Here is a 23,750-nt window from a genome sequence, read left to right as displayed (position 1 = left end):
CCACCAGCGCTAGGCTTTCCCGGGTGTAGTCGTCGACCACACAGGATGCGGAACCGCCGGCTGCAAGTCAGAGTGTCGGAGACGAAGTCCAGCGACCAACGGTGGTTCGGGCCGTCCGGCAGCAGCGGCGCCCGCCTGCCCAGGGCGCGCTTGCGGCCACCGCGACGACTGACCCGCAGGTTCTCTTCGCGATAGACCCGCAGCAGCTTCTTGTAGTTGGGCGTCATGCCCTCGCGAGCCAGCAGATAGCCGAGACGCCGATAGCCGAACCGGCGACGCTCGGCCGTCAACTCGCGCAGACGCTGCCGCAGCAGGCCATCATCCGGTCGCAACGATCGATATCGGATCACGCGGCGGCTCACGCCAATCAGGTTGCACGCCCGACGCTCGCGCAAGCCGTGATGCTCACGGGCATCGGCGACGGCATCCCGCTTAGCGGCGGGCGTTACCACTTTTTTGAGGCCAGATCCTTCAGCACCACGTTGTCGAGCATCGCCTCGGCCAGCAGCTTCAGTCGGCTGTTCTCTTCCTCGAGCGTCCGAAGGCGCCGGGCCTCCGACACCTCCAGCCCGCCATACTTCGACTTCCACTTGTCGAACGTCGCCGAGTTGATCCTGCAATCAACCGCGGCGAGTTGATACGCTGCGGGCACGAGACTAATGGTCAGGCGCGAGGCGCCAGCCTGGTGCGCGTTCTCGCAGAGACGATTGCTGCGCATCGGCCTGCATGAACGAGTGGCCGAACTTGAGACGCGGATCTGAATGGTCGATCGGTGGGTCATCCAAACGGTCTGTCGACGACGCCCAGGGCGGCGATCAACATCCAGACCGCCATCGCCATCATCATCAGGTTCTCGGTCAGAGACACGAAGCCGAGCGGCACGTTGCTGGACCCACCAACACAGGCGCACTTCAGTTCACTCCTGTCGACATAGACGGCCTTGAAGACAGACACCGCGCCGATCGATCCGATGAACAGGGCGATAGGCACCGATAGCCAGGTCAGCGCACCCGAGATCATCAGCACGCCCGCCAGTCCTTCGGCGAACGGATAGACATAGGAATATCCAACCCAGCGTTTCGCCAGCAGGTCGTAGTTGAGGAACATCGTGGCGAAGCTCTCGATGTTTTGGAGCTTCAGAAGCGCCAGCACGGCCATGCTGAAGCCAATGAACCACTCCCCGGCACGGATCGTAAACGGCGTGCCATAAACGGCATAGCTGACAGCCAGCGCCATCAGCGCCGTCATTGCAAACAGCGCTGCCACCGGCTTGTATGTAGTCGATTTGGGATCGGGAACGGCCCTCCCGAAGTGCCGCCGCAGATCGTCATACCCGCCGACCCGCTTACCTCCGATGAAGGTCTGCGGCGTTGTCTTAACGCCGTGTTCGGCCTTGAACGCATCGGTTTCCTCGCGCGTGCGCAGCCAATGATCTTCTACCGCATAGCCTTCCCGGCGCAGGAGATCCTTGGCCTTGAGGCCATAAGGGCAAACATGCTTGTCCATTACCATACGGTAGACGATGGCGCGGCGGGGTTCGGCAGGCGAAGTCATTGCAGCATCTTTCGTTGGTATCCGTTGGGCTGCCACCCATATAGGGGCTGTACCATGGTACGGAGTCAAGAGGTGTCTGGATTAACGATTGCCGGTCTTGCGCGTTCGGGTGGCGTGGGGGTCGAGACCGTGCGCTACTACCAGCGGCGTGCCCTGCTGGAGACGCCGGATCGACGGGGCGACATTGGTCAGGCGGGTGGCATCCGGCGATATGGTGAGGCCGACGTTCGCCGCCTTCGCTTCATCCGATCGGCCCAGGCCGCGGGCTTCACGCTTGAGCAGATCGCGGAATTGCTTGCACTCGACGCCACCGATGATCGTGCGCGGGCACGCGAACTTGCCAGCGTGCGCATTGCCGCGCTCGACGCGAAGATTGCCGAACTGGAGGGAGCACGCGCATCGCTACGCCGATTGGCAGAGGAGTGTGGAAGCAGTTCGGAAGGGCGGTGCCCGATTATTTCATCGTTCGAGGATTCCTAGGCTGGGAAACCGATCTCCTCAGTGCGGCTGGCGCAGGAAATGGCAGCAATGCACGCTTGGGTTCTCCGCACGTTTCGAACGCCATCTGAACCGCGTAAGGTCCGCAGAATGTCGCGTCGAGGCAAGAAGAAGCGCTAAGCTCGGCTAACGATGCTGCACGGCCGGCGCCTTTGAACTGCCTATTCAACCTCGGCCATTCGCCTCAAGCCGCGCCACGGCACCTCTGAACGCCGGACATCGTCCTCAAGCATGGCTGCCGCCATTTTCGCCCGGCGGGCTGCCGCGAGCAATGATGGGTCCGACACTCAGGTACGAATTTGCAGCATGCCGCTAGAGTTCGGCGGATCGAGCCGCATTTTCACGACGTCGAGCAGGGAGACGCCACCAGGGCGTCCCAGGGAACTGATGATGCTCGTGATGATAACCGCCGAAATGGAAGCATGTCAGGAGCGACAGGACAGGGGCAATCCTGATGCTGTGCGCGCGGTGGTCGTCGGCGAAAGGCTCGTCACGCTCGCGGTGTGGCAACCATGTGCCGAACACGAACAACTGCGCTACCGCTCCCAGCGCCGGCACCGCCCAAAAAATGGCGATATTGCCGAGCGGCGCCCCTAGCACCACGGTATAAACCAGCGCGACCAAGGTAATGCGCGCCATCTGCGCGTTGGAATAATACGTGCGGAAGAATTGGCCGAACCAGCCAAGCAGGCTCGGGTCGCCGCCGTGAAAGTCGGGATCGCCTGCTCTACCCGTGCGCTCGTGATGGAGGTGATGCCGCGGCAACAGCGCGGCATAGGACAAGCAGGCGTAGAGGGTCAGACATGTCACGCCGATCGCGCGGTTCAGCCGCGCATGATGGGGGGCGAGCGCGCCATGCATCGAATCGTGGGCGATGATGAACAGTCCGGTACTCAGCCATGTCTGGACGAGAACCATCAGCGTGGCGAGCGGGATCGCGGCAAGGCTCCAGCGCCAAAAGAAGATGCCGATGATATGGATCGCCAACCACGCCGAGATGATTGCAGCTGCGAGCACAACTCCGATCCGCGTCTGACGCCGCAGGACGTCTGGAAGCAGGGAGTCCGCTGCGTTCACTGGTCCGCTGCTGCCGGCATCGCGTCGGACGTCTCGACCGGATACGCGACCCGTCGCTGCGGATCGGCGTTGGCTCGCAGCTGTGCCTTTAGCACCGCCGGCTTGCGGGCGAACAGAAAACCGTGGCTGACGGTCCCATGCTTGCCTTGGACGGCATGATGCAGCCGATGCGCCTGCAGCAGCAGCTTGAAGTAGCCTCGCTTGGGCACCCAGCGGAAGCCGCCGCGCTGGTGCACCAGCATATCGTGGACGAAGGCATAGATGCCGCCATAGACGGTGATGCCGAGCGCCGCCCACCATAGCGGTTCCCACCACAGTCCGACGATGAACAGCACAATCGGCACGATCGCGAAGACGACGGCATAGAGATCGTTTTTCTCAAACCAGCCCTCATGCTCTTCGTGATGCGACTTATGCCAGCCCCAGCCCCAGCCATGCATGACATAGCGGTGCGCTGCCCATGCAAAGCACTCCATGAACAGGACCATTGAGACGACGATCGCGAGCTTTTCCAGCCACGTCATCAGTTTCGGACACCACGATTGGCGAGGGACGAATGCACCGATCTCAGCATGTCATCCCTATACTCCTTATGGCCTCGACATGCGAGCTGGAACTGGCCGGTCGGGGGGCGTAGAAGCCGGGCTTGCCGTTGCCCGCAGAGCTCGCGGACAACGGCCGTTCAGCGGATGTCAGCTACCAAGTGTTAACTGGGCCAAGCTGATCGCCAACTCATCTTTGCGGAACGGCTTCGTGAGCCGCGGCAGGTCGGGATCGACGCCATCATACTCGGCATACCCGGATACTAACAGTACCGGCATACTAGGTGTAATCGTGCGCACTTCACGAGCCAGCTCGGTTCCGCTGATGCCCGGCATCAAGTGATCGGTCACGAGGAGGTTGAATTGCGTATCTCCACCCAAGAGAAGAAGCGCTTCCTCGGCCGAAGCGGCTTCCACCACCGCATACCCTAGGTCATTCAGCATGTCTGCGGTGCTCATTCGCACAAGATCTTCATCGTCAACCAGAAGAGCCGTTCCGCGCATCTCAGGCAGCTCAGAAGTTCTTGTTGCTGGCTTGGTGGTCTCCAGCTCGGCTGTGCTTAGAGGCAGCCAGAGCTCCACGTTGGTGCCGTGGCCAAGTCGGCTCTGGATTGTCAGTCCGCCACCGAGCTGAGATGCAAGCCCATGCACCATCGAGAGGCCGAGCCCCGTGCCTCTGCCGATGCCCTTGGTCGAGAAAAACGGCTCGACGGCACGTGCGATCGTTGCCTCGTCCATGCCTGCACCGGTGTCAGCGACTGACAAGCAAAGATACGTGCCGGGTTGCAGCTGGGAACGATGACCCGCGTCTACATTCTCCGCCGCGGCAGAAATGCGGAGCGTTCCACCACCGTTCGCCATGGCATCACGCGCGTTCACGGCGAGGTTTAACAGTGCCATCTCGAGCTGGTTCGGATCGGCTTGCGCCGCCGGCAGGTGGTCGGGCACCTTGATCAAAATCTTGATCTGCGGCCCCGTGGTGCTTGCGACCAGATCGGCCATATCGGCAACCAGCTTAACTATGTCGACCGGCACCGGCTGAAGCGGCTGACGACGAGCAAATGCGAGAAGCCGCTGGACCAGCGTCTTGGCCCGCTCCGCCGACTGCATTGCGCCGGCGATCAAGCGCTGTTCGCGTTCGTTGCCGAGCTGCTTTCGCTGCAGCATGTCGAGCGAGCCCACGATCGGGGTGAGCAGATTGTTGAAGTCGTGCGCGACGCCGCCGGTCAACTGACCCATTGCCTCCATCTTCTGGGATTGCCGGAGCGCCTCCTGCGCTTCGGCAAGCTGCGCGTCCCGGCGCAGGCGCTCCGTCACGTCCGTCGCGAACTGCAGAATACCCACCTGCTCGCCGGTTTCGTCGCGTAGGGGCCGAAAATTGATTTCGTAGTGAGGGCGAAGACCGTCATCGCTGCCGAATTCTCTGACAAAGGTGACCGGCTTACCGCGCATGCCCTGAGCCCAGCCGATCCGGACCTGCTCCCGCTCGGGCCGGTCGGCGAGCAGGTCGATCACATTGTCGCCCGTCTTTGGGCGAATGCCGTAGATGCGTTCGAACTCATCCGCATTCGCGGCATTCAGGGCAAGGATATTGTAGTCGAGGTCAATCGCCATGATCATGACGTCCGTCATCTCTACCAGTTTGGCGAGCACGTTCCGCTCGGCGATCGCCTCCGCCACGCGTGCCTCAAGCGTTTCGTTCAGCTCACGAAGCCGGTCCTCGGCGCGCGCGCGTTCGATCGCTGCTTTGACGCGCTCCCCAACCTCGCGGAACAGGCCTTCCTCGGATGCGCTCCATTGCCGAGGCGTGGCGCTCTGAAGGGCCAGCATGCTTACCCAATGTTCGTTCTCGAACAACACGACGTCAAGATAGGCACTAACCTGCCTGGCCAGGAGCCCGGCGCGCGCGTCATCGCTGAACCGTCGGTCTGTGCGCACATCATCGACCTTGACGATCGGACACTCGTGATACGCGCGCAGCAGATCGGGACCAAAGGCCTCCAGATCGTGCTCGCCAACCAGGGACTGGACGCCTTTCGTGTAATCGCGCTCGACTCGCATTACGCTGCCGAAGAACTCAGCGTAGAACACCCGGCTCAGGCCGAAGCGTTCCCCGAGCTGCTGAACCGCCGCCGAAGCAATCTCTGCCGGCGTCCTGAGCAAACGTAGCGCATCCGAGAGTGAAAGAAGAAAGGCCTGCCGGGCCTCGCTTTCGCGCAGTTGCGCCTGCACCGAGGTTCGCTCAATCGCATCGGCGGCCTGCCGGGCAAGCACGTCCAGGAGCTTTAGGTCGCGCGTCCCAGGCGTGTGCGGACGCTTCCAGTGGGTCGAGATCATGCCGATGAGCTTGCCTGCCCGCGACAGCAAGGGCGTCGTCTGCACCGCGCGCATGCCTGTCCAACGATATGCCTGGAGGTCGCCACTGTCAGAGGTGAGATCGCTTTGCTCCACGTCGGGCACAATGATGCGCTCGCCCGTTGCAAGGGCGATGCCGCAGGCACTTCCCGAACACGCGCAGACTGTCTGCCAATAGTCTGCCGACCGGGGATCATAGCCGTGGTGGGCCAGCAGCTGCAGATCGCCAGCCGCGTTCAGAATCTGGATGCTGGCGCATTCGGAACCCATCAGGTCCGCAGCTGCGGTGACGATCGCGTTGTAAAGAGTCTGCGGGGCCTCGTCGCCAACGAGCCGCGTGCTCACCTCCTGCAATCGCTCCAGCGCGTCCACTTCGGCAGCAAGCGCCGCCTCGGACTCGTGCTCGGCAGTGCGGTCTCGGAACATGTTCAGATAGCCGCCGCTGGCAGCATCGAGGCGCATCATAAGCCCTGAAGCCCAGAAGCGGCTGCCGTCTTTACGCATGTGCCAGCATTCGTTCAGCGCACGCCCGTGGCGTGTTGCCCGATCCAACTCCCGGCCCGCCCGGCCTGCAGCTCTGTCCTCGGAGGTAAACAGGATATCGCCGGGCTGCCCGACCGCATCGTCTTCCGAGAAGCCCGTGAGAAGCTCCGCGCCCCTATTCCAGGTCGTTATTATTCCGCGATCATCCAGCCGCACAATGGCGTAGTCCTCGGCTCCCTCGACGATCTGCCGGTACCGGGCTTCACTCTCCCGAAGCGCCTCTTCGGCACGTTGCTGAGCTTCTGTCGACGCTTTCTCGCCGGTCACCTCGACGAGGGGATGAAAGACCCCTGCTACTGCCCCGGCCTCGTCATGAAGGGGCTGAAAGCTACCGGTGAACAAGCGCTGCTCCACGCAGCCCGATGGCGTGCGCAGCGCTACGGCATACTCGTCCAGATCGACGGTCTCACCTGCGAACACACGATCAAGCAGGTGCGCGAGGGCCGTATGACAGGCATCGCTCCAATTCTGGGCCGCTGACCGGCCAAACGCGTCCGGATGCCGCTCCGCCGCGATCGGGATATAGGCATCGTTGTAGAGCTGGACGTGGGCGGAGCCCCACAGGATCGATACCGGGCTGGGCAAGGCGAGCATGATATTGACCGCAGTCTTCAAGCTCTGCGGCCAACCCTCAATAGCACCGAGGGGTGTCGCGGACCAGTCGCGTGCGCGGATAAGCAGTTCTGCCTCACCACCTGCGGCGAGCCAATTGCACTCCGAAGCAGGAGCCGGAAGAGAGGCCAAGAACCGTCCTTTACGCGTATAACGCCGGGATCAGTGCCGGCGAATTATCTTAACGTTTAGCGCAGGAAAGCCGCATCGTCATGCCGAACGTGCTCGACATTGAACAGCCCGCCGGCTGCCAGTGGTTCTACGACCCGCCGCTCCCGCGTACCTCACGGAAGCCGGCGGGCCTTGGGCAGCTATCTGCCCCAGCTCAATGGTCGAGCGGGAGGAAGGGATAGTCGGAATAACCCGTGGCATCGCCACCATAGAAGGTGTTCTGGTCAGGCTCGGTGAGCGGCGCGCCGATGCGAAAGCGTTCGGGCAAGTCCGGATTGGCGATAAACGGGCGGCCGAAGCTGATCGCGTCCGCGTCACCGCCGGCGATCGCCGCGGCGGCCCGTTCGGCGTTGTAGCCGCCATTGCCGATGTAGATGCCCTCGTACAGACCGCGCAGGCGCTTGAGCAGCGCACGCTGGTTGCCGTCAGTGTTCTGGCCGAATTCCTCAATCACATGCAGATAGGCCAGCTTGCGGTCGCTGAGCATACGATAGGCGGCGCTGAAGGTCGCTTCGGGATCGCTGTCACTGATGTCGTTCGCCTGGCCCAGCGGAGAGAGCCGCACGCCGACGCGATCGGCTGAAAATACGTCCTGTACCCGGTCGAGCACTTCGCGCAGCAGCCGCTGGCGGTTCTCTATCGAGCTGCCATAGCCGTCCTCACGCCGGTTGGTGCTGTCCTGCAGGAACTGGTCGAGCAGGTAGCCGTTGGCGCCGTGCACCTCGACGCCGTCGAAGCCGGCGGCCTTGGCATTGCGCGCGGCCGCCGAGAAATCGTCGAGCGTCGCTGCGATGCCATCGGCGTCGAGCGCCATCGGCTCGGAGGTATCAGTCAGCCCTTCGGTGGTGAAGGTCTTGGCGTTGGCGCGTATCGCGCTTGCCGATACTGGCTGGGCGCCGCCAGGGAGCAGCGACGTATGGCTGATCCGTCCGACATGCCAAAGTTGGCAAAAGATGATGCCGCCGGCGGCATGTACTGCCTCGATGATCGGCTTCCATCCCTCGACATGCGCGTCGCTGTGGATGCCAGGCGTGTCGATATAGCCCTTGCCCATCGGCGAGATTTGCGTCGCTTCGGAAACGATGAGGCCTGCCGAGGCGCGCTGGCGATAATACGCGACCGCGATGTCCTTAGGCGTGCCGTCAGCATGGGCACGGCTGCGCGTGAGCGGCGCCATCAGCACACGATTGTGAAACTCGAGCGCGCCTACGCGCAGCGGTTGGAAGAGGATGCTTGTGTCTGTCATTCTTTGGGTCCTGAGTTTTTCTGTCAGGCGCCGGCAGGCGCGCCGGTGTCCTGATCCTGGGGCAGTGGAATGGGCCTTGCGGCACAAATGGTCCGCAGTGCATGCTTGAGCCCTTCTTCGACTGTAGGGTGATAGAAGGGCATTTCGAGTAGCTCGGTTGCAGTGACCTCGCGCTGGATCGCCCAGGCGAGCATATGGGCCAGATGTTCGCCTGCCGGCGCGATCAGATCGGCGCCGATCAGCCGGCCGTCGGGTGCCGCGGCATAGAGTGTCAGCACGCCTTCGTTCCGGCCCTCCACACGCGCGCGTCCCTGATCGGCGTAATCCGCGGTGCCTGTTATGGCGCCGTCCGCCTCGGCCTCTCCGATGGTGGCGAGCGGGGGGTCGGTGAAGGTGATGCTGAAGAGCGTGCTGCGCGTCGTCTCGATAGGTGCGGGAAATGCCGCGGCGTTGCGCCCGGCGATAGCGCCATCGTGCGAGGCTTCGTGGAGCAGCGGCAGGTCGGCAGCGACATCGCCTGCCAGGAAGATCGCGCTGTCACCACATCGCATGGTCGCGCGGTCGTGCAGCGGCACGCCATGATCGTCGAGTTCAAGTCCTGTCTTATCGAGCGCAAGCCCTTCGAGCCGAGGGCGGCGCCCGACCGCGACCAGCACCTTGTCGAACGTCGTCTCGCCCGAAGCATCGCCGGTCCAGCGCAGCCGAACGCCATTCTCTGCTGGATCGGGTGAGACCTCGACGCCCAGATGCAGCGAGAGATCGCGTTCGATGATCTCGCGCAGGCTGGCGTGCACTTTCGGGCAGCGCAGCTTCGCCATGTTCCGGCTCTTGTCGAACAATGACACCCTGACGCCGAGATGCGCGAAGGCTTGTGCCAGTTCCAGCCCGATCGCCCCCGAGCCGATGACCGCCAGCCGCTTTGGCAGATCGGCAAGCTCGAACACGGTATCGCTGGTGAGCGCGGCTTCACCCAGCGCCGCGAACGGTGGTGGCAGCACGGGTGCAGAGCCCGTGGCGATCACGATCGCGTGGGCCTCGATCGCACGCCCATCGTCCAGCATCAGCCGGTTCGGCCCGTCAAACCGAGCCCGGGCGCGGATAGTAACGTCCTGGGGCAACTCCCCGATCGATGACTCGCGCGTCAGCCGCGCGAAACGGTCGCGTTCGTTGCGAACTCGGCGCAGCACGGCCGGGCCGTCGACCCAAACGCCCTCCACCTCGATGCCGAAGAGTCCCGCCCGGCCGATACCATGCGCTTCCTTGGCCGCAGCGATCAGCAGCTTGGAAGGCATGCAGCCGACTGTGGCGCAGGTCGTGCCCTTGAACTCGGGATCGATCAGCAAGGTCGACGCGCCATTCTTGCGCGCTGCCCGCTCAGCTGCGAGGCCGGCGGTGCCGGCCCCGATTACCGCAACGTCACATTGCAGGACGTTCGCCATCACGCTCCGCCGATCTTGATCGACTTTACGTTGACGAACTCCTTCAACCCCTCGGGACCATGCTCGCGCCCATAGCCTGAATTCTTCACCCCTCCGAACGGCAGGGAGGAGGTTGCGACGTCGAAGCTGTTAATGAACACCATGCCCGTATCGAAGTATTTCGCCGCCAGCGCGCGCGCGTGATCGACGTCACGGCTGAAGATGCCGCCGCCCAGACCATAGCGGCTGTCGTTGGCGATGCGCATCGCGTCGTCGTCATCCGTGGCGCGGATGATCGAAGCCGCCGGGCCGAACAGTTCGTCGTCATAGGCCGGCTGTCCCGGCGCGACATCAACAAGCACCGTGGCCGGATAGAACCAGCCGGTCCGACCGGGCACTTCGCCGCCCACCAGCACGCTTGCACCCTTGGAAACGCTTTCCTGAACCTGGCGATCAAGCTGGTCGCGCTGGCGGCGGCTCACCAGCGGCCCGAGCTTGACGTCGCTGTCGGTCGGATCGCCCATTGTCACCGCGCCGAATTGTTCAGCATAGGCTTTCACGAACGCATCGTAGTTCTTCTCGGTGACGATGAAGCGCTTGGCGTTCACGCACGTCTGCCCGTTATTGTAGAGCCGGCCGGCGACGCAGGTTTTCACCGCTAGATCGATGTCCGCATCGTCGAGCACCAGATAGGCGTCATTCGACCCCAACTCGAGCACCGTCTTCTTGACGACTTCGGCCGCCTTGACGGCAACGGCGCGACCGGCGCGACCGGCACGATCGCTGCCGGTCAGCGTAATGCCGCGCACCAGATCGTTCTCGATGACTTTGTCTGACTGATCGTGGGTGATGATCAGCACGCCGAACAGCCCCTTGGGCAGTCCTGCGCGCTCGAACAGGTCCCGCAGGAACAGCCCGCTGCCGGTGCAGTTTTCAGCATGCTTGAGCAGCACGCCGTTGCCCCCCATCAGACTGGCAATCGAATAGCGCACCGCCTGATAGGCGGGGAAGTTCCACGGCTGGATGCCGTAGACGACGCCAATCGGCGAGTGCGTGACAAAAGCGGTGGCGCCGGGGGCCTCACGCTTCTCGTCGGCGAGAACACTGGGCCCGTGCTTTGCAGTATAGTCGCAGATCGCGGCGACCAGATCGACCTCGTCGCGGCTATCGCCGATCAGCTTGCCCACTTCGCGGGTCATCAGCTGGGCGAACTCTTCCTTCGAATCGCGCAAGCCCTTGCCGATTGCGGCGATTACCTGCGCGCGATCTTCCAGGCTGCGCAGCCGCCAATCGAGGAACGCATGGTGGCTCGCCTGCACGGTAGCAGCGGCTTCCGCGTCAGACATATAGGTGTAGGTTTCGATCACCTGCTCAGTCAGCGGATTGATCGTCTGAAACTGATTGTCGCTCATGAAGAATCCTTGATTTCGGGGAAAGAGGCAGCAGTCAGGATCAGCCGTGCTGCGACCGGTGGGCAGCGAGCGTCTTTTCGACGCCGGACAGGGCCCGCGAAACTTCGTCGCGCCAACCGTTGGCGGGCAGGCGGCGCACGGCCGAATGCGCGGCGCAAACGATCGGCGTGCCCGCCCACTGGCTAGCAAGATCGCGTGCCCAGCCCGCAAAGGCATTGGCTGCACCGGGGCGCGCCTGCAGCGCCTTGCCGAGCATCGGGTGGAAGCGCAGCCGCGACTGGGGAAGGATGTGCTTCAGCAGTCCCGGCGCAGCCAGGACGTTCAGAGTATCGTCGACATGCACGATCCCGCTGGCGCGGTGCCGGGCCAGGACCGACGACGCGTGGACGCTGTCGTCCGACGTAACCAGTTCGAGACCGGAAGGAACTGCGAAATCGAGCTCCGCGGCGAATTCAGCCTGCGTCGCGACATCCTCGATCACACCGGATTCCCACGGCAGTTCGGGCACCTGTTCGCGATGGCGCCGCGTGCCGATCAGCCGCGCCGTGGGCGCCAGTCGATGCGCCACCCGGCAGTAGAGCGTGTGAAAGGGATGGACGTTGATGATTGCGTCGACCGCGGCGCCGTTATCGGTCAGCGCCAGCAGGCTGTCCTTGTCCGCATCGCTGACCGCGTAGCTGTCGAGCATCAGGAAGCGGCCGTTGCTGCGGCGCACCAGCGACATTTGCGTGCCAATGTCGAGCACCCCGCCGATTTTGAAGCTCCCGCGAAAATTCCAGAAGTTGTCGGCGAGCTGCTTCATGCGACGGTCCTTCTCTTCGATAGTCACGCAACGAAAGCATACTGCGTGCGATGGTTCCTTGCGAACAATTTAATTGTGTAACATACTTTGCGCGGTGGCGGTCGCCGCGTTTTCCGCTATCGTCGTGAGATGCAGAATTTCCGATCTTTTTTCCTTGATAGAGCGCAGCTTACGGCCAGAGCAGCGCATCTGAGCGGCGGAGGATCCGGATGAGCGAAATGGCGAGCACCCCCGCAGCAGAACCGGATCCGCTGGCGCTCGATCGCCAGCTCTGCTTTCAATTCTATGCTGCGAACAACCTGATCCATCGCCTTTATGCGCCGGTTCTGGGCGCGCTAGGGCTCACCTATCCCCAGTATCTGGTGATGCTGGTGCTGTGGGAGCGCGATGGTTTGTCAGTCGGCGCCCTCGGCCAGCGTCTGTATCTCGACAGCGGCACGATCACACCGCTGCTCAAGCGGATGGAGGCGCTGGGCCTGCTTCGGCGTGAGCGCGACCGTGCTGACGAGAGGCGTGTGCTTGTTCACCTCACCGAAGAAGGGCGGTCGCTCCGCGCGCGGGCAATAACTGTTCCGGAAACCATGACGCGTGGGCAGGAAGTAGGGCATCTCGAAGCGCTTCGCGAAACGATCAGCGGCCTCGTCGAGTTGCTGGCTGCAGCACAGCCCGCTCGCGGATAGTGTTTTTCGCGGGTGCCCCGATATGGAAAATCGCCGAAATCTCGCAACGATCGGAGTGCCCTTCTGGCCGATCCCTCGTGGGAACAAGGCGTTCAATGTGATGATTCCCTACAAATGCCGTTTCCGGGCGAATGGTTGGGAGACAAGATCGATGGATATGCGTTTAGCGATGTTCAGGAAACGTCATGCAGCGTAGGTAGTTACGCTCGTGGTCTTCGCAGAGCCAAAGGAGAAGTCATGTCAGATCGTGAGAACCGCATCCGCGAGCGCGCGTTTGCGCTTTGGCTGGAGCAGGGCTCTCCGCACGGCCGAGACCAAGAGCATTGGGATCAGGCTTGTAGCGAAATCGACGAGGAGGATCGGACGGGCGCTGCAACATCCGCATCCAATGTCGGGACGCCCAAGCCTGCGTCTCGAAAGGGAGAAAAGAAGGCGAGCAGCCCGGCGCCGGCCAAAGCTGCCGACAACGCCGGAACCAAGACATCGAGTGCTAAGCCTGCGGCTCCCAAGTCGACCTCTGCCGGAACGGCTCCTGCCGCAGCTGCGAAGCAACCGCCGAAGCGCCGGCCACGCGCCAAGGCCTGACCAAGCGCGCGTACGCGGAATTGCTTGATCATTGCCGCGCAATGCGCGGGCCGCGGTTGAAGCGTTTCGCCTTTAAGATCGGCCGCTGATCGCTTGCTTGAGCGATTACGCGAGCACCCCGGTCTTCCGGCTTTGCCGCCCGCACGCGAATGGCAGCAGCGGCCGCACGAGCCATCGTCGCTCCACTTTGCTGGGGAAGCGGTCCAGTCCGACTGCCTTCGCGATCTTCAAAAACAAAGAGGGCTCCGCTTGCCCTAAAAAAAGGCCGATTTGAGGAATCGGCACGGAACGGTGGTGCGGGCGGTTTGTTTTTGGAGAAACCGCGAAGGAGCTCACTTGTTGAAATCTGCCTGCATCGTCTCCGCTGACCGAGCCAGCCTTGCCGGGGCGCAGGACTTCGCGAATTCGCTGAGAACCGCTCGTGATGCAGGTTTCAGCGCCCTTTTATGGCGAGCCGAAGGGCCGATCTACACATCCGATGAGATCGTCCCGGACGAAGTCGTGCGCGCAGCGCAGGACTTGGGAATGGTCGTCCTGCTCGAAACCGACCTCGCGAGATTTCCGATCGACCACCATCTGGTTGAGGAGCATCCCGCGCTTTTTGCCATTCGCCGCACTGCTGCGCGCGAGGGGCCGATCGACCCGCGCAAGGTATCGCCCGTTTCCGGCGAGGCCCGCGCCCGCTTCGCTGCGCCAGAGGCTGCTGCTGCGCTGCTGGAGCCCGTCAAGGCGGCGCTGCACTCGCAGCTGGATCGCGGGGTCGGCGGCTTCCGGCTGGTTGAAGCGGGGCGATTGGGTGCCAGTCTTGCCAGCGCAATCGCGGCCGCGGTCAAGGAGCGGAACGCGGATGCTCTTGTAATCGCGGGCTCTCCGGGCTTGTCTCGCCCGCAGGCGGCGGCGCTCTCGGGCAGCCAGATCGATTATCTGGTCTCATCGTTCGGATGGTGGGACCTGCGCGCGCATTGGCTGGTGGATGAGTGGGCTGAGCTGCGAAGCGTCGCGCCTCTGCTGGCAGAGCCGCGGCCGGAGCAATTCGTCGCAGATGATCCTGCCGCATGCGCGCGCTTGATGCTCTCTGTGGCTGCAACAGCAAACGGTGTTATTTTGCCACTGGCGGCCGTGACGCAACAGCCGGAGGCGGCAAACCTAGCCGCCGGGTTGGCACAGGCGCTATCGACGTTCAGGGGCGAAATGCGTGCGCTGGCGGGGCAAAGTGGGGTCGTCACGGCGCTCCTGCGCACCGAGGCGTCCGACGTGCGTCTGGCCGAGCGCGCCGTGCTCGTGTTGATCAACCGCAGCCAAGAGCCGCAGGACCCGCCGCAGCGCGCACTGCTGCTTTCAAGCGCTGGCGCGCCTTTCGCATTTGCCGATCAGTCCAGCGCCAGCGCTCCGTTGCATGGCGCCGAAGTGCGGCTTCTGGAGCTTGTCCGGGCGTCACCGATCACGACGCCAATCGCGATGACCGTGGCGGAGGCGGTTAAGAGTCCGCGGCTCGTGGTCGAGGATGTCACGCCCTACGTTGAAGGTGGCGACTTCCCTGCCAAGAGAGTCGTGGGCGAGCGCGTCCTCGTGCAGGCGAAAGTCTTCGGCGACGGACACGAGCAACTGGCCGCCGAACTGCTCTGGCGCGCCGTTGGGTCTGAGCAGTGGAACCACGTTCGCATGGCGCAGCTGGTCAATGACGGGTGGACTGCGGACTTCGCGCTCGATCGCATGGGGAAGCATGAGTTCTGCGTCGAGGGCTGGTTGGATCGCTTCGGGGGGTTTCGGCGCGACTTTCGCAAGAAGCTCGATGCCGGCGTCGCCCAGACGGTAGACTTCGCCGAAGGTCGGGTTCTGGTCGAACGCGCACGCGACCGCAGCTTGGGGAACCTGCGCGATGTTCTCGCCGCCTGGGTCCAGCAGCTCAGCGGTGACAACAACGCGGATGCCCTGCTATCCAGCGAACTTGCCGAGGTGATGGATCGGGCGGATGACAGGCCGCACCGCCTGAGGTCGCGAGTACAGTTTGTCGATGCCGAGCGGCTCCAGGCGCGATACTCCAGCTGGTACGAGCTGTTTCCGCGCTCCCAAACCGATGACCTGCAGCGGCACGGCACGTTCGACGATGTTATCGAGCGATTGCCGCAGATCCGCGCAATGGGCTTTGATACGCTCTACTTCCCGCCGATCCACCCGATCGGCCGCTCGAATCGCAAGGGTCCGAACAACAGCCTGACTGCGGGCCCCAACGACCCCGGCAGTCCTTACGCCATCGGCAGTTCCGAAGGCGGGCACACCGCGATCCATCCGGAACTCGGCAGCTTCGAGGACTTCGCCCGGCTGATCGACGCGGCGCATGAACATGGGCTGGAGATCGCACTGGATTTCGCGATCCAATGCTCGCCTGATCATCCCTGGCTGAAAGAGCATCCGGGGTGGTTCGACTGGCGACCTGACGGTTCGATCAAGTACGCGGAGAATCCGCCGAAGAAGTATCAGGACATCGTCAACGTCGACTTCTATCAGCCCGACGCGATACCTGGCCTCTGGCTGGCGCTACGCGATGCAGTGCTGTTCTGGGCGGAACGCGGCGTGAAGACATTCCGCGTCGACAATCCCCACACCAAGTCCCTGCCTTTCTGGGAGTGGATGATCGGAGACGTGCGGGCGCGCTATCCTGAAGCGATCTTCCTCGCCGAGGCCTTCACACGTCCCGCCATGATGTATCGACTGGCGAAGATCGGCTTCTCGCAAAGCTATACCTACTTCACTTGGCGCGACCGCAAGGACGAGCTTACCGAGTACATCACGGAGCTGACGACGACCGCGCCCAAGGAGTTCTATCGGCCGCACTTCTTCGTCAACACGCCTGACATCAATCCGCCGTTCCTGCAGACCTCGGGGCGACCGGGCTTTCGCATCCGCGCGGTACTGGCAGCGACGCTGTCGGGCTTGTTCGGCGTCTATTCGGGCTTCGAGCTTTGCGAGGCGGCGCCGGTACCCGGGAAAGAGGAATATCTCGACTCCGAGAAGTACGAAATCCGCCAACGCAACTGGGACCAGCCCGGCAACATCATCGCCGATATCACAATGCTCAACCGGCTGCGCCGAGCGCATCCCGCTTTGCAGACGCATTTGAACACCCGCTTCCTGGCCGCGCACAACGACCAAGTCCTCTATTACGCCAAGCCGTCTCCCGATGGCGCCGACATGATCGTGGTGATGGTCAGCATGGATCCGCACCATGCACAGGAAGCGGACTACGAGATCCCGCTGTGGGAGTTCGGCTTGTCCGACCACGACAGCATCGGCGTAGAGGACCTCGTTGGCGGGAACCGGTTCCGCTTGCACGGCAAGATGCAGCGCATCCGCCTCGACCCTGAAAATCCCTATCGAATCTGGCGCATCGCGCCCGGAGCAGACGCATGAGTGCCCTTGGAACCGATCCGCTCTGGTACAAGGACGCCGTCGTCTATCAATTGCATGTGAAGTCGTTCTTCGATTCCAACAACGACGGCATCGGCGACTTCGCAGGGTTGATGCAGAAGCTGGACTACGTCGCGGATCTTGGCGTGACAGTGATCTGGTTGCTCCCTTTTTATCCCAGCCCCCGCAAAGACGATGGTTATGACATCGCCGAATATCGGGATGTCAGCCCGGACTATGGCAGTCTGGATGAGGCCCGCGACTTCATCGAGGCGGCGCATGAGCGTGGCATTCGGGTGATCACCGAACTCGTGATCAATCACACGTCGGACCAGCATCCCTGGTTCCAAGCAGCCCGTCGCGCCCCGCCTGGATCGCCCGAGCGCGACTTCTATGTCTGGTCGGACAACGACAAGCTCTATTCCGGCACGCGGATCATCTTCTGCGACACCGAGAAGTCGAACTGGACGTGGGACGAGGAAGCGCAGGCCTATTTCTGGCATCGCTTCTACTCCCACCAGCCGGACCTCAATTTCGACAATCCGCGGGTTCTGGAGGAAGTGCTGTCGGTCATGCACTTCTGGCTTGATGCTGGGGTGGATGGCTTGCGGCTGGACGCCATTCCCTACCTGATCGAACGCGACGGCACCTCGAACGAGAACCTGCCGGAGACGCACGACGTCCTGAAGAAGATCCGCGCCAACTTGGACGCGCACTACCCAGATCGGATGCTGCTGGCAGAGGCCAACATGTGGCCCGAGGACACGCAGCAGTATTTCGGTGAGCGCAACGCGGACGGGAAGGGCGACGAGTGCCACATGGCATTCCACTTCCCCTTGATGCCGCGGATGTACATGGCGGTGGCGCAGGAGGATCGCTTCCCGATCACCGACATCATGCGCCAGACTCCGGAAATTCCCGAGGACTGCCAGTGGGCGATTTTCCTGCGCAACCACGACGAGCTGACTCTCGAGATGGTGACCGACGCGGAGCGCGATTACCTCTGGAACACTTACGCCGCCGACCGGCGCGCACGCATCAATCTCGGCATTCGGCGTCGGCTCGCGCCCTTGATGGAGCGTGACCGCAGGCGCATCGAGCTGCTCCACGCCTTGCTGCTGTCGATGCCCGGAACGCCCGTGCTCTATTACGGCGACGAGATCGGCATGGGCGACAATGTCTTCCTGGGTGATCGTGACGGTGTGCGCACGCCGATGCAGTGGTCACCCGACCGCAACGGCGGCTTTTCACGCGGAGATCCCGCTGGCCTGACGCTGCCGGCAATCCAGGATCCGCTCTACGGCTTTCAGGCCGTGAACGTGGAGGCCCAGCAGGACGATCAGCACTCGCTGTTGAACTGGGTGAAGCGCATGCTTGCGGTGCGCAAGGAGCACCAGGCGTTCGGTCGGGGCAAGCAGGTGTTCCTGCGCCCGGCCAATCGCAAGATCCTCGCCTACTTCCGCGAGCACGGGGACGAGACGATCCTGTGCGTCGCCAATCTGTCTCGCACGGCGCAGGCGGTCGAACTTCCCTTGCACGAGTATGAGGGCCGCACTCCGGTGGAGCTGACAGGTGGCACGCCGTTTCCCAAGATTGGCCATCTGCCGTACCTCCTGACGCTTCCGCCTTATGGCTTCCTGTGGTTCTGCCTTTCGAACAGCGAGGCCGGTCCGGGGTGGAGCAGCACGGCGGCAGCCGCAGACGCTGAGCGGCATACCTTCGTGCTGCGCCCGAGTCTCCGAGACGTCGTGCAGGGCGACAGCTTGCGGGTGCTCGAGCGTGAAGTGCTGCCGGGCTATGTCGCGAATCGGCGCTGGTTCGGCGCCAAGGACGAGACCATCGAGAAGATTGAGGTCGCTGGCGCTTTGGCGCTTCCTGGCGCCGAGGACCTGCTCTTCACGACCATAGACGTGACGACAGATGCGCGCACCGAAACGCATACCCTGCCGCTGGGCATCTCGTGGGAGGGGGAGATCGCCGGACCTTTCGCCTCCAACCTTGCGCTCGCGCGGGTGCGCCGCAATCGTCACGTCGGTCTGCTGACGGACGGCTTCGCAGTGCCGGCGTTCGCCCGCTGGGTCGTCGCGGCTCTGCACCGGGGCGAAAGCGTGCCTTTTGGCGAGGGGGTGCTGCACTTCGTGGCGACCCCAGAGCTCGATATCGAACCCGACGCCGCGCCGGAGTGGCTGACAGCCGAGCAGTCGAACAGCACCATGGTGCTGGGCGAACGTGCCGTGCTGAAGCTGTTGCGCAAGATCCAGTCCGGCACGCACCCCGACGCCGAAATGGTGCGCTATCTCACGCGTGGCGGGTTCGAGAATACGCCGCCGATTCTTGGTGAAGTGTGGCTGGAGAAGGATGGCGAGCGCAGCCTGATGATGCTGGCGCAGCGCTTCGTCTACAACCAGGGCGACGGCTGGGGCTGGACGCTTGGCATGCTGGAGCGGATGGCCTCCGACGCGGAGTGGAGCTTCTCCAACTACGGCAACTTCGCAGAGAACTTCGGAAGGCGTCTCGCCGAGATGCACCAAGTCCTGGCGCAGCCCTCCGATGATCCGGCCTTTGCGCCTGAGCCTCTCGATGCCGCAAGGGCCGAGGCGCTGGCGAATCGCGTAATCGAACAGTTCGACAAGGCGCTGAGCTTGCTGCCCGGAGCCGAGCTTGGCGAGGGCGACCGGGAGCAGGCAACGATGCTGCAAGAGCGTCGTGACGCGATCGTGGATGCTATACGACAGGTGGCGCGCGGCGCTAAAGGCCGCACCCGCACGCGGATCCACGGAGACCTGCATCTGGGTCAGGTGCTGGTGGTCGGCAGCGACGTGATGATCATCGATTTCGAAGGCGAGCCCGCCAAGCGGATTGAGGAGAGGCTGGCCAAGGACCTGCCAGTTCGCGACGTCGCGGGCGTATTGCGCTCGTTTGACTATGCGGCCTCGGTCGCGCGCCGCAATCTGCCCACGGTTGCGGAGAGCCAGGAGGAACAGGCGGAGGAGCGTTATGCCTGCTTCCGCGAGGATGCGGTCCAGGCTTTCTTGCGCGGCTACTATGGCGTGGAGGAGGGCGGACCTGATCGTCTCCTCGACCTCTTCGTCCTTGAGAAGGCAGCTTACGAGGTGGCCTACGAGGCGGCAAACCGCCCTGACTGGCTGAACGTGCCGGTCTGCGGGCTGGCGCTCACCGCCCAGCGCCTTCTGAATGAAAAGGAGGCGTGAGCCCGATGCAGTTTGTTGCCGAAGCCGCCGCCGCACTCAGTGAGGCCCGTGTGCATGATCCTTTCAGCCTGCTGGGCCCGCAAGGGGGCGGGGAGGAGCGCGTCGTCCGCACTTATCAGCCCGGCGCAGAGGCCGTGGTGCTCGTCGCGCAGGATGGCCGCGAGCTGGGAATGCTCGACGAAGTCGCCCCCGGCCTGTTCTCCGGACCGCTCCATGAGGAGGGGCGCTACCGTCTGCGCATCCGCTGGCCCGGCGGCGGCGAGCAAGAGACGGAGGATCCCTACAGCTTCGGCATGGTGGTGTCCGACCTCGATCTGCACCTGTTCAATGAAGGTCGGCATTGGCAGCTTGGTCGCGCCATGGGCGCGCAGCCGCGCACCGTCGACGGCGTAGAGGGTGTCGCTTTTTCCGTCTGGGCGCCCAATGCCCGGCGCTTGTCGGTGATTGGCGACTTCAACAACTGGGATGGTCGTCGTCACCCGATGCGGCTGCGGCATGGCGCGGGGGTGTGGGAACTGTTCGTACCGCGGACCGGGCCCGGCACTCACTACAAGTTCGAAGTGATGGGGGCCGACGGCCGTGTGGTGGAGAAGGCGGATCCGCTGGCCCGTCAGACAGAACCGCCGCCATGCACCGGATCGATCGTTGCCGCCGCGCCTGACTTCGCGTGGACTGATGCAGACTGGATGACTGAGCGCGGCGCACGCCATCAGCCGGATGCGCCTATGTCGATCTACGAGGTGCACGCCGCATCCTGGTTGCGCCCTGAAGACGACTGGCAAGGCCATTTCGGCTGGCGTGCCTTGGCAGAACGGCTGATCCCTTATGTCGTCGACATGGGATTCACCCATGTCGAGCTGCTGCCGATCATGGAGCATCCTTTCGGAGGCTCGTGGGGGTACCAGCCGCTGTCGCAGTTCGCTCCGTCCGCGCGCTTTGGCACGCCTGAGGGCTTCGCCGCCTTCGTGGACGCGTGCCACCGTTCCGGCATTGGCGTGATCCTCGACTGGGTGCCTGCGCACTTCCCTACCGACGCCCATGGGCTCGCGCACTTTGACGGCACACACCTCTACGAGCACGCCGATCCGCGGGAAGGATTCCATCAAGACTGGAATACGCTGATCTATAACCTGGGACGGCGTGAGGTATCGGGCTTCCTGATCGCCTCGGCCCTTTGGTGGCTGGAGACATTCCACATCGATGGCCTGCGCGTCGATGCCGTCGCCTCGATGCTCTACCGTGACTACAGCCGCAATGCCGGTGAGTGGGTGCCGAACAAGTACGGCGGCCGGGAGAACCTCGAATCGGTTGAGTTCCTCAAGCTGATGAACACTGTGGTGGCGGAGCGCTGCCCGGGCGCGGTCACGATCGCCGAAGAATCCACTGCCTGGCCTGGGGTGTCTGCACCAGTCTGGCAGGGCGGTCTCGGGTTTTCCTACAAGTGGAACATGGGCTGGATGCACGATACGCTCCAGTACGCCGAGCGCGATCCCCTCTATCGCAAATGGCACCATGACGAGATGACCTTCGGCTTGGTCTATGCTTTCTCCGAAAAGTTCGTGCTGCCCATCAGCCACGATGAAGTCGTTCACGGCAAGGGCTCGCTGATCGGCAAGATGCCCGGAGACCCCTGGCGGCAGTTCGCCACCCTGCGCGCATATTACAGCTTTATGTGGACGCATCCCGGCAAGAAGCTGCTCTTCATGGGCTGCGAAATCGCGCAGGAGCGCGAGTGGAACCACGATGCGCAAGTCTCGTGGGAGCTGCTGGACCGCTCCGAGCACGCGGGAATGCAAAGGCTCGTCCGAGATCTCAACCAGCTGTACGCCTCCGAGCCTGCGCTGCACGCCCGTGACACGGAGCCTGATGGCTTCCAGTGGATCGTTGGCGGAGACGCGGAAAACAGCCTTTATGTCTACGCTCGGTACGGCAGCGATCGCTCACAACCGATCGTCGTGCTCCTCAACATGAGCCCGCAGCCGCACTACGGCTACAGCATCGGCCTCCCCCGCGCCGGCCGCTGGCGCGAGATCTTCAATTCGGATGCAGGAATATACGGTGGCGGCAACATCGGTAACGGCGGTGAAATAGTAGCCGCACAAACTCTTCGAGATGGGCAGGTCGCATCAGCGGAAGTCACGATCCCGCCGCTCGGGGCGGTGTTCCTGCAGTTTGAGAAAGGCTGACCGGTATCGACCTGCCTCTGACAGCTCCTTCGCTGATAGCGCGAGTTTTGCAAATTGAGATCTTCGCTACGACCGAGAGCGGAGAGAAGGGACATATCAACTGCTTCTGGGGCGCAGCGCTCGAACGCGGCGTGGACCTAAAGTGAACCGAGCCTCTGATCAGTCCTGAATCCCGACGGTGGCTGGATTGGTGCGCCAGCTTGTGTACTGCTCGTTGTCGGACGTGCAGTCAGGATGCGGCTGGTTTCGCTAACGAGCCGATAACACTAGGCCGTGAACTCATAAACGCATCAGCGGATGGTCGTCGGGCCGTCCGGTAGGGAAGTGAGGTAATCTGCGATTGCACACGCTGTGGTGGCAGCGGCGTCGGGGTCTACGACCGATAATCCCATATGATCGGATGCGATTCCGACTAGGTACGTTGTTGCTTCGTCTTTCGAGCTATCGTGGCAGAGCATGCTGACGACGTGCAGCAGATAGCTATCATATTCGTCGGCGCATCCTTCGCCACAAGTGCCGTGCTCATCTGCCAATCCGATCGGATCCCAAAGCTTCCAACCGATGTCGCGCAAACGGGAGAGCTGTATTTTCGGGTATAGCGCCATGCCGGAATCCTAACATCGCAAGCGGCACTCGACCATCTGCCCTTTCCATTTCGCCCGTTTGCTGATTCAGCGTCGGCATGAGCCGATATGATCTGACCGACTTCGAGTGGCGTGTGATCGAACCGCTTCTGCCCAACAAACCGCGAGGGGTGCCACGTGTCGATGACCGCCGCGTGTTGAACGGCATCTTCTGGGTACTGCGATCAGGTGCGCCGTGGCGTGACCTGCCTGAACGCTATGGTCCGCGAACTACCTGCTACAACCGATTTATACGATGGCGGAAGGCGGGCGTATGGGACCGGATGATGGACGCCATCACTGCCGCCCACGACGGCGACCTTCAGATGATCGACAGCACATCAATCCGGGCGCACCAGCAGGCTGCGACGGCAAAAAGGGGGATCGAGATCATTGTCTCGGTCGCTCCAGAGGTGGGCTCACGACCAAAATCCACGCGGTCGTCGATGGGCAAGGTCTCCCGATCCGACTGAGCCTTACCGCTGGACAAAGCCATGACGGCCAAGCCGCTGACGATCTGCTAAGCCATGTAGGTGCCGAAGCAGTCGTGCTGGCGGACAAGGCCTACGATGCGGATCGCATCCGGGCGTCTCTCCGCGAGAAAGGAGCGTTCGCCAATATCCCGCCAAAGGCCAACCGACGGTCGAAACCGTACTTTAGCACTTGGCTCTACCGCGAGCGCAACCTGATCGAACGCTTCTTCTCCAAGTTGAAGCACTTCCGCCGAGTTGCCACCCGATACGACAAGCTGGCCGAGAACTTCCTCGCAATGGTCCAACTTGCCTCAATGCGCCTGTGGCTACGGATTTATGAGTCTACGGCCTAG

The 23,750-nt window shown here is 62.8% G+C and carries 16 protein-coding genes and 1 pseudogene; 7 read left to right on the top strand and 10 right to left on the bottom strand.

Features of this window, described 5'->3' with window-relative positions:
* Window positions 1–718: pseudogene (locus ABVV53_RS01825) on the bottom strand (transposase); the annotation flags it as partial.
* 59 nt (window positions 719–777) lie between these two features.
* Window positions 778–1,554: a glutaredoxin gene (locus ABVV53_RS01820; protein ID WP_353982614.1), complete on the bottom strand. Its 777-nt coding sequence runs from the start codon at window positions 1,552–1,554 to the stop codon at window positions 778–780.
* 54 nt (window positions 1,555–1,608) lie between these two features.
* Here ABVV53_RS01820 and ABVV53_RS01815 point away from each other — a divergent pair, with 54 nt between their 5' ends.
* A complete protein-coding gene (locus tag ABVV53_RS01815; RefSeq protein WP_353982613.1) occupies window positions 1,609–2,034 on the top strand; it encodes a MerR family DNA-binding protein in 426 nt (141 codons plus the stop codon).
* A gap of 330 nt (window positions 2,035–2,364) precedes the next feature.
* Here the strand turns inward: ABVV53_RS01815 and ABVV53_RS01810 are convergent, their stop codons facing one another.
* The 7 genes from ABVV53_RS01810 to ABVV53_RS01780 all read right to left on the bottom strand — a co-directional run bounded on the left by ABVV53_RS01810 (window position 2,365) and on the right by ABVV53_RS01780 (window position 12,230).
* Complete coding sequence (locus ABVV53_RS01810; RefSeq protein ID WP_353982612.1) at window positions 2,365–3,129, bottom strand: fatty acid desaturase; 765 nt, start codon at window positions 3,127–3,129, stop codon at window positions 2,365–2,367.
* A complete protein-coding gene (locus ABVV53_RS01805) occupies window positions 3,126–3,653 on the bottom strand; it encodes a sterol desaturase family protein (protein WP_353982611.1) in 528 nt (175 codons plus the stop codon). The genes ABVV53_RS01810 and ABVV53_RS01805 overlap by 4 nt, the downstream gene beginning before the upstream one ends.
* 168 nt (window positions 3,654–3,821) lie before the next feature.
* Window positions 3,822–7,313, bottom strand: coding sequence for a PAS domain S-box protein (locus tag ABVV53_RS01800; protein ID WP_353982610.1), 3,492 nt, complete (start codon window positions 7,311–7,313; stop codon window positions 3,822–3,824).
* Window positions 7,314–7,506: 193 nt separating this feature from the next.
* Window positions 7,507–8,598: an alkene reductase gene (locus tag ABVV53_RS01795; RefSeq protein WP_353982609.1), complete on the bottom strand. Its 1,092-nt coding sequence runs from the start codon at window positions 8,596–8,598 to the stop codon at window positions 7,507–7,509.
* Between the two features lie 23 nt (window positions 8,599–8,621).
* Window positions 8,622–10,037, bottom strand: coding sequence for a dihydrolipoyl dehydrogenase (locus ABVV53_RS01790; protein WP_353982608.1), 1,416 nt, complete (start codon window positions 10,035–10,037; stop codon window positions 8,622–8,624).
* Window positions 10,037–11,428, bottom strand: coding sequence for an NAD-dependent succinate-semialdehyde dehydrogenase (locus tag ABVV53_RS01785; protein ID WP_353982607.1), 1,392 nt, complete (start codon window positions 11,426–11,428; stop codon window positions 10,037–10,039). The genes ABVV53_RS01790 and ABVV53_RS01785 overlap by 1 nt, the downstream gene beginning before the upstream one ends.
* 40 nt (window positions 11,429–11,468) lie before the next feature.
* Window positions 11,469–12,230 carry a hypothetical protein gene (locus ABVV53_RS01780; protein ID WP_353982606.1) on the bottom strand — a complete coding sequence of 254 codons (762 nt, stop codon included), beginning with the start codon at window positions 12,228–12,230 and terminating at the stop codon, window positions 11,469–11,471.
* 209 nt (window positions 12,231–12,439) lie between these two features.
* Here ABVV53_RS01780 and ABVV53_RS01775 point away from each other — a divergent pair, with 209 nt between their 5' ends.
* The 5 genes from ABVV53_RS01775 to glgB all read left to right on the top strand — a co-directional run bounded on the left by ABVV53_RS01775 (window position 12,440) and on the right by glgB (window position 22,301).
* A complete protein-coding gene (locus ABVV53_RS01775; RefSeq protein WP_419956733.1) occupies window positions 12,440–12,910 on the top strand; it encodes a MarR family winged helix-turn-helix transcriptional regulator in 471 nt (156 codons plus the stop codon).
* 237 nt (window positions 12,911–13,147) lie between these two features.
* Complete coding sequence (locus ABVV53_RS01770) at window positions 13,148–13,495, top strand: DUF2934 domain-containing protein (protein WP_353982605.1); 348 nt, start codon at window positions 13,148–13,150, stop codon at window positions 13,493–13,495.
* A 339-nt stretch (window positions 13,496–13,834) separates the two neighbouring features.
* Window positions 13,835–16,906 (top strand): alpha-1,4-glucan--maltose-1-phosphate maltosyltransferase, encoded by a 3,072-nt coding sequence (locus ABVV53_RS01765; RefSeq protein WP_353982604.1) that lies wholly within the window; start codon window positions 13,835–13,837, stop codon window positions 16,904–16,906.
* Window positions 16,903–20,115 carry a maltose alpha-D-glucosyltransferase gene (treS, locus tag ABVV53_RS01760; protein ID WP_353982603.1) on the top strand — a complete coding sequence of 1,071 codons (3,213 nt, stop codon included), beginning with the start codon at window positions 16,903–16,905 and terminating at the stop codon, window positions 20,113–20,115. Before ABVV53_RS01765 ends, treS begins: the two co-directional genes overlap by 4 nt.
* A 5-nt stretch (window positions 20,116–20,120) precedes the next feature.
* Window positions 20,121–22,301 carry a 1,4-alpha-glucan branching protein GlgB gene (gene glgB, locus ABVV53_RS01755; protein WP_353982602.1) on the top strand — a complete coding sequence of 727 codons (2,181 nt, stop codon included), beginning with the start codon at window positions 20,121–20,123 and terminating at the stop codon, window positions 22,299–22,301.
* A gap of 290 nt (window positions 22,302–22,591) precedes the next feature.
* On the opposite strand, the gene ABVV53_RS01750 is transcribed toward glgB, so the two are convergent.
* Window positions 22,592–22,906, bottom strand: coding sequence for a hypothetical protein (locus tag ABVV53_RS01750; protein WP_353982419.1), 315 nt, complete (start codon window positions 22,904–22,906; stop codon window positions 22,592–22,594).
* Between the two features lie 77 nt (window positions 22,907–22,983).
* On the opposite strand from ABVV53_RS01750, the gene ABVV53_RS01745 reads away from it, so the two are divergent.
* Window positions 22,984–23,750, top strand: a protein-coding gene (locus ABVV53_RS01745; protein ID WP_353982420.1) for an IS5 family transposase whose coding sequence is annotated in 2 segments (ribosomal slippage) — window positions 22,984–23,296 and window positions 23,296–23,750 — 768 coding nt in all. Because the reading frame shifts where the segments join, the coding sequence is not laid out codon by codon here.

It is taken from the genome of Novosphingobium kalidii, from assembly GCF_040534015.1.
Taxonomy (GTDB): Bacteria; Pseudomonadota; Alphaproteobacteria; order Sphingomonadales; family Sphingomonadaceae; genus Novosphingobium; species Novosphingobium kalidii.
Note: the sequence above shows the minus strand (reverse complement) of the source record. Positions and strands in the feature narration are given on the sequence as shown.

What these genes read in the sequence shown, in the direction of transcription:
- ABVV53_RS01770 (WP_353982605.1), top strand. Translation starts at nt 13,148, where the DNA reads ATGTCAGATCGTGAGAACCGCATCCGCGAGCGCGCGTTTGCGCTTTGG.
- glgB (WP_353982602.1), top strand. Translation starts at nt 20,121, where the DNA reads ATGCAGTTTGTTGCCGAAGCCGCCGCCGCACTCAGTGAGGCCCGTGTG.
- ABVV53_RS01750 (WP_353982419.1), bottom strand. Translation starts at nt 22,906, where the DNA reads ATGGCGCTATACCCGAAAATACAGCTCTCCCGTTTGCGCGACATCGGT.
- treS (WP_353982603.1), top strand. Translation starts at nt 16,903, where the DNA reads ATGAGTGCCCTTGGAACCGATCCGCTCTGGTACAAGGACGCCGTCGTC.
- ABVV53_RS01785 (WP_353982607.1), bottom strand. Translation starts at nt 11,428, where the DNA reads ATGAGCGACAATCAGTTTCAGACGATCAATCCGCTGACTGAGCAGGTG.
- ABVV53_RS01795 (WP_353982609.1), bottom strand. Translation starts at nt 8,598, where the DNA reads ATGACAGACACAAGCATCCTCTTCCAACCGCTGCGCGTAGGCGCGCTC.
- ABVV53_RS01820 (WP_353982614.1), bottom strand. Translation starts at nt 1,554, where the DNA reads ATGACTTCGCCTGCCGAACCCCGCCGCGCCATCGTCTACCGTATGGTA.
- ABVV53_RS01775 (WP_419956733.1), top strand. Translation starts at nt 12,440, where the DNA reads ATGAGCGAAATGGCGAGCACCCCCGCAGCAGAACCGGATCCGCTGGCG.
- ABVV53_RS01780 (WP_353982606.1), bottom strand. Translation starts at nt 12,230, where the DNA reads ATGAAGCAGCTCGCCGACAACTTCTGGAATTTTCGCGGGAGCTTCAAA.
- ABVV53_RS01805 (WP_353982611.1), bottom strand. Translation starts at nt 3,653, where the DNA reads ATGACGTGGCTGGAAAAGCTCGCGATCGTCGTCTCAATGGTCCTGTTC.
- ABVV53_RS01815 (WP_353982613.1), top strand. Translation starts at nt 1,609, where the DNA reads ATGGTACGGAGTCAAGAGGTGTCTGGATTAACGATTGCCGGTCTTGCG.
- ABVV53_RS01790 (WP_353982608.1), bottom strand. Translation starts at nt 10,037, where the DNA reads ATGGCGAACGTCCTGCAATGTGACGTTGCGGTAATCGGGGCCGGCACC.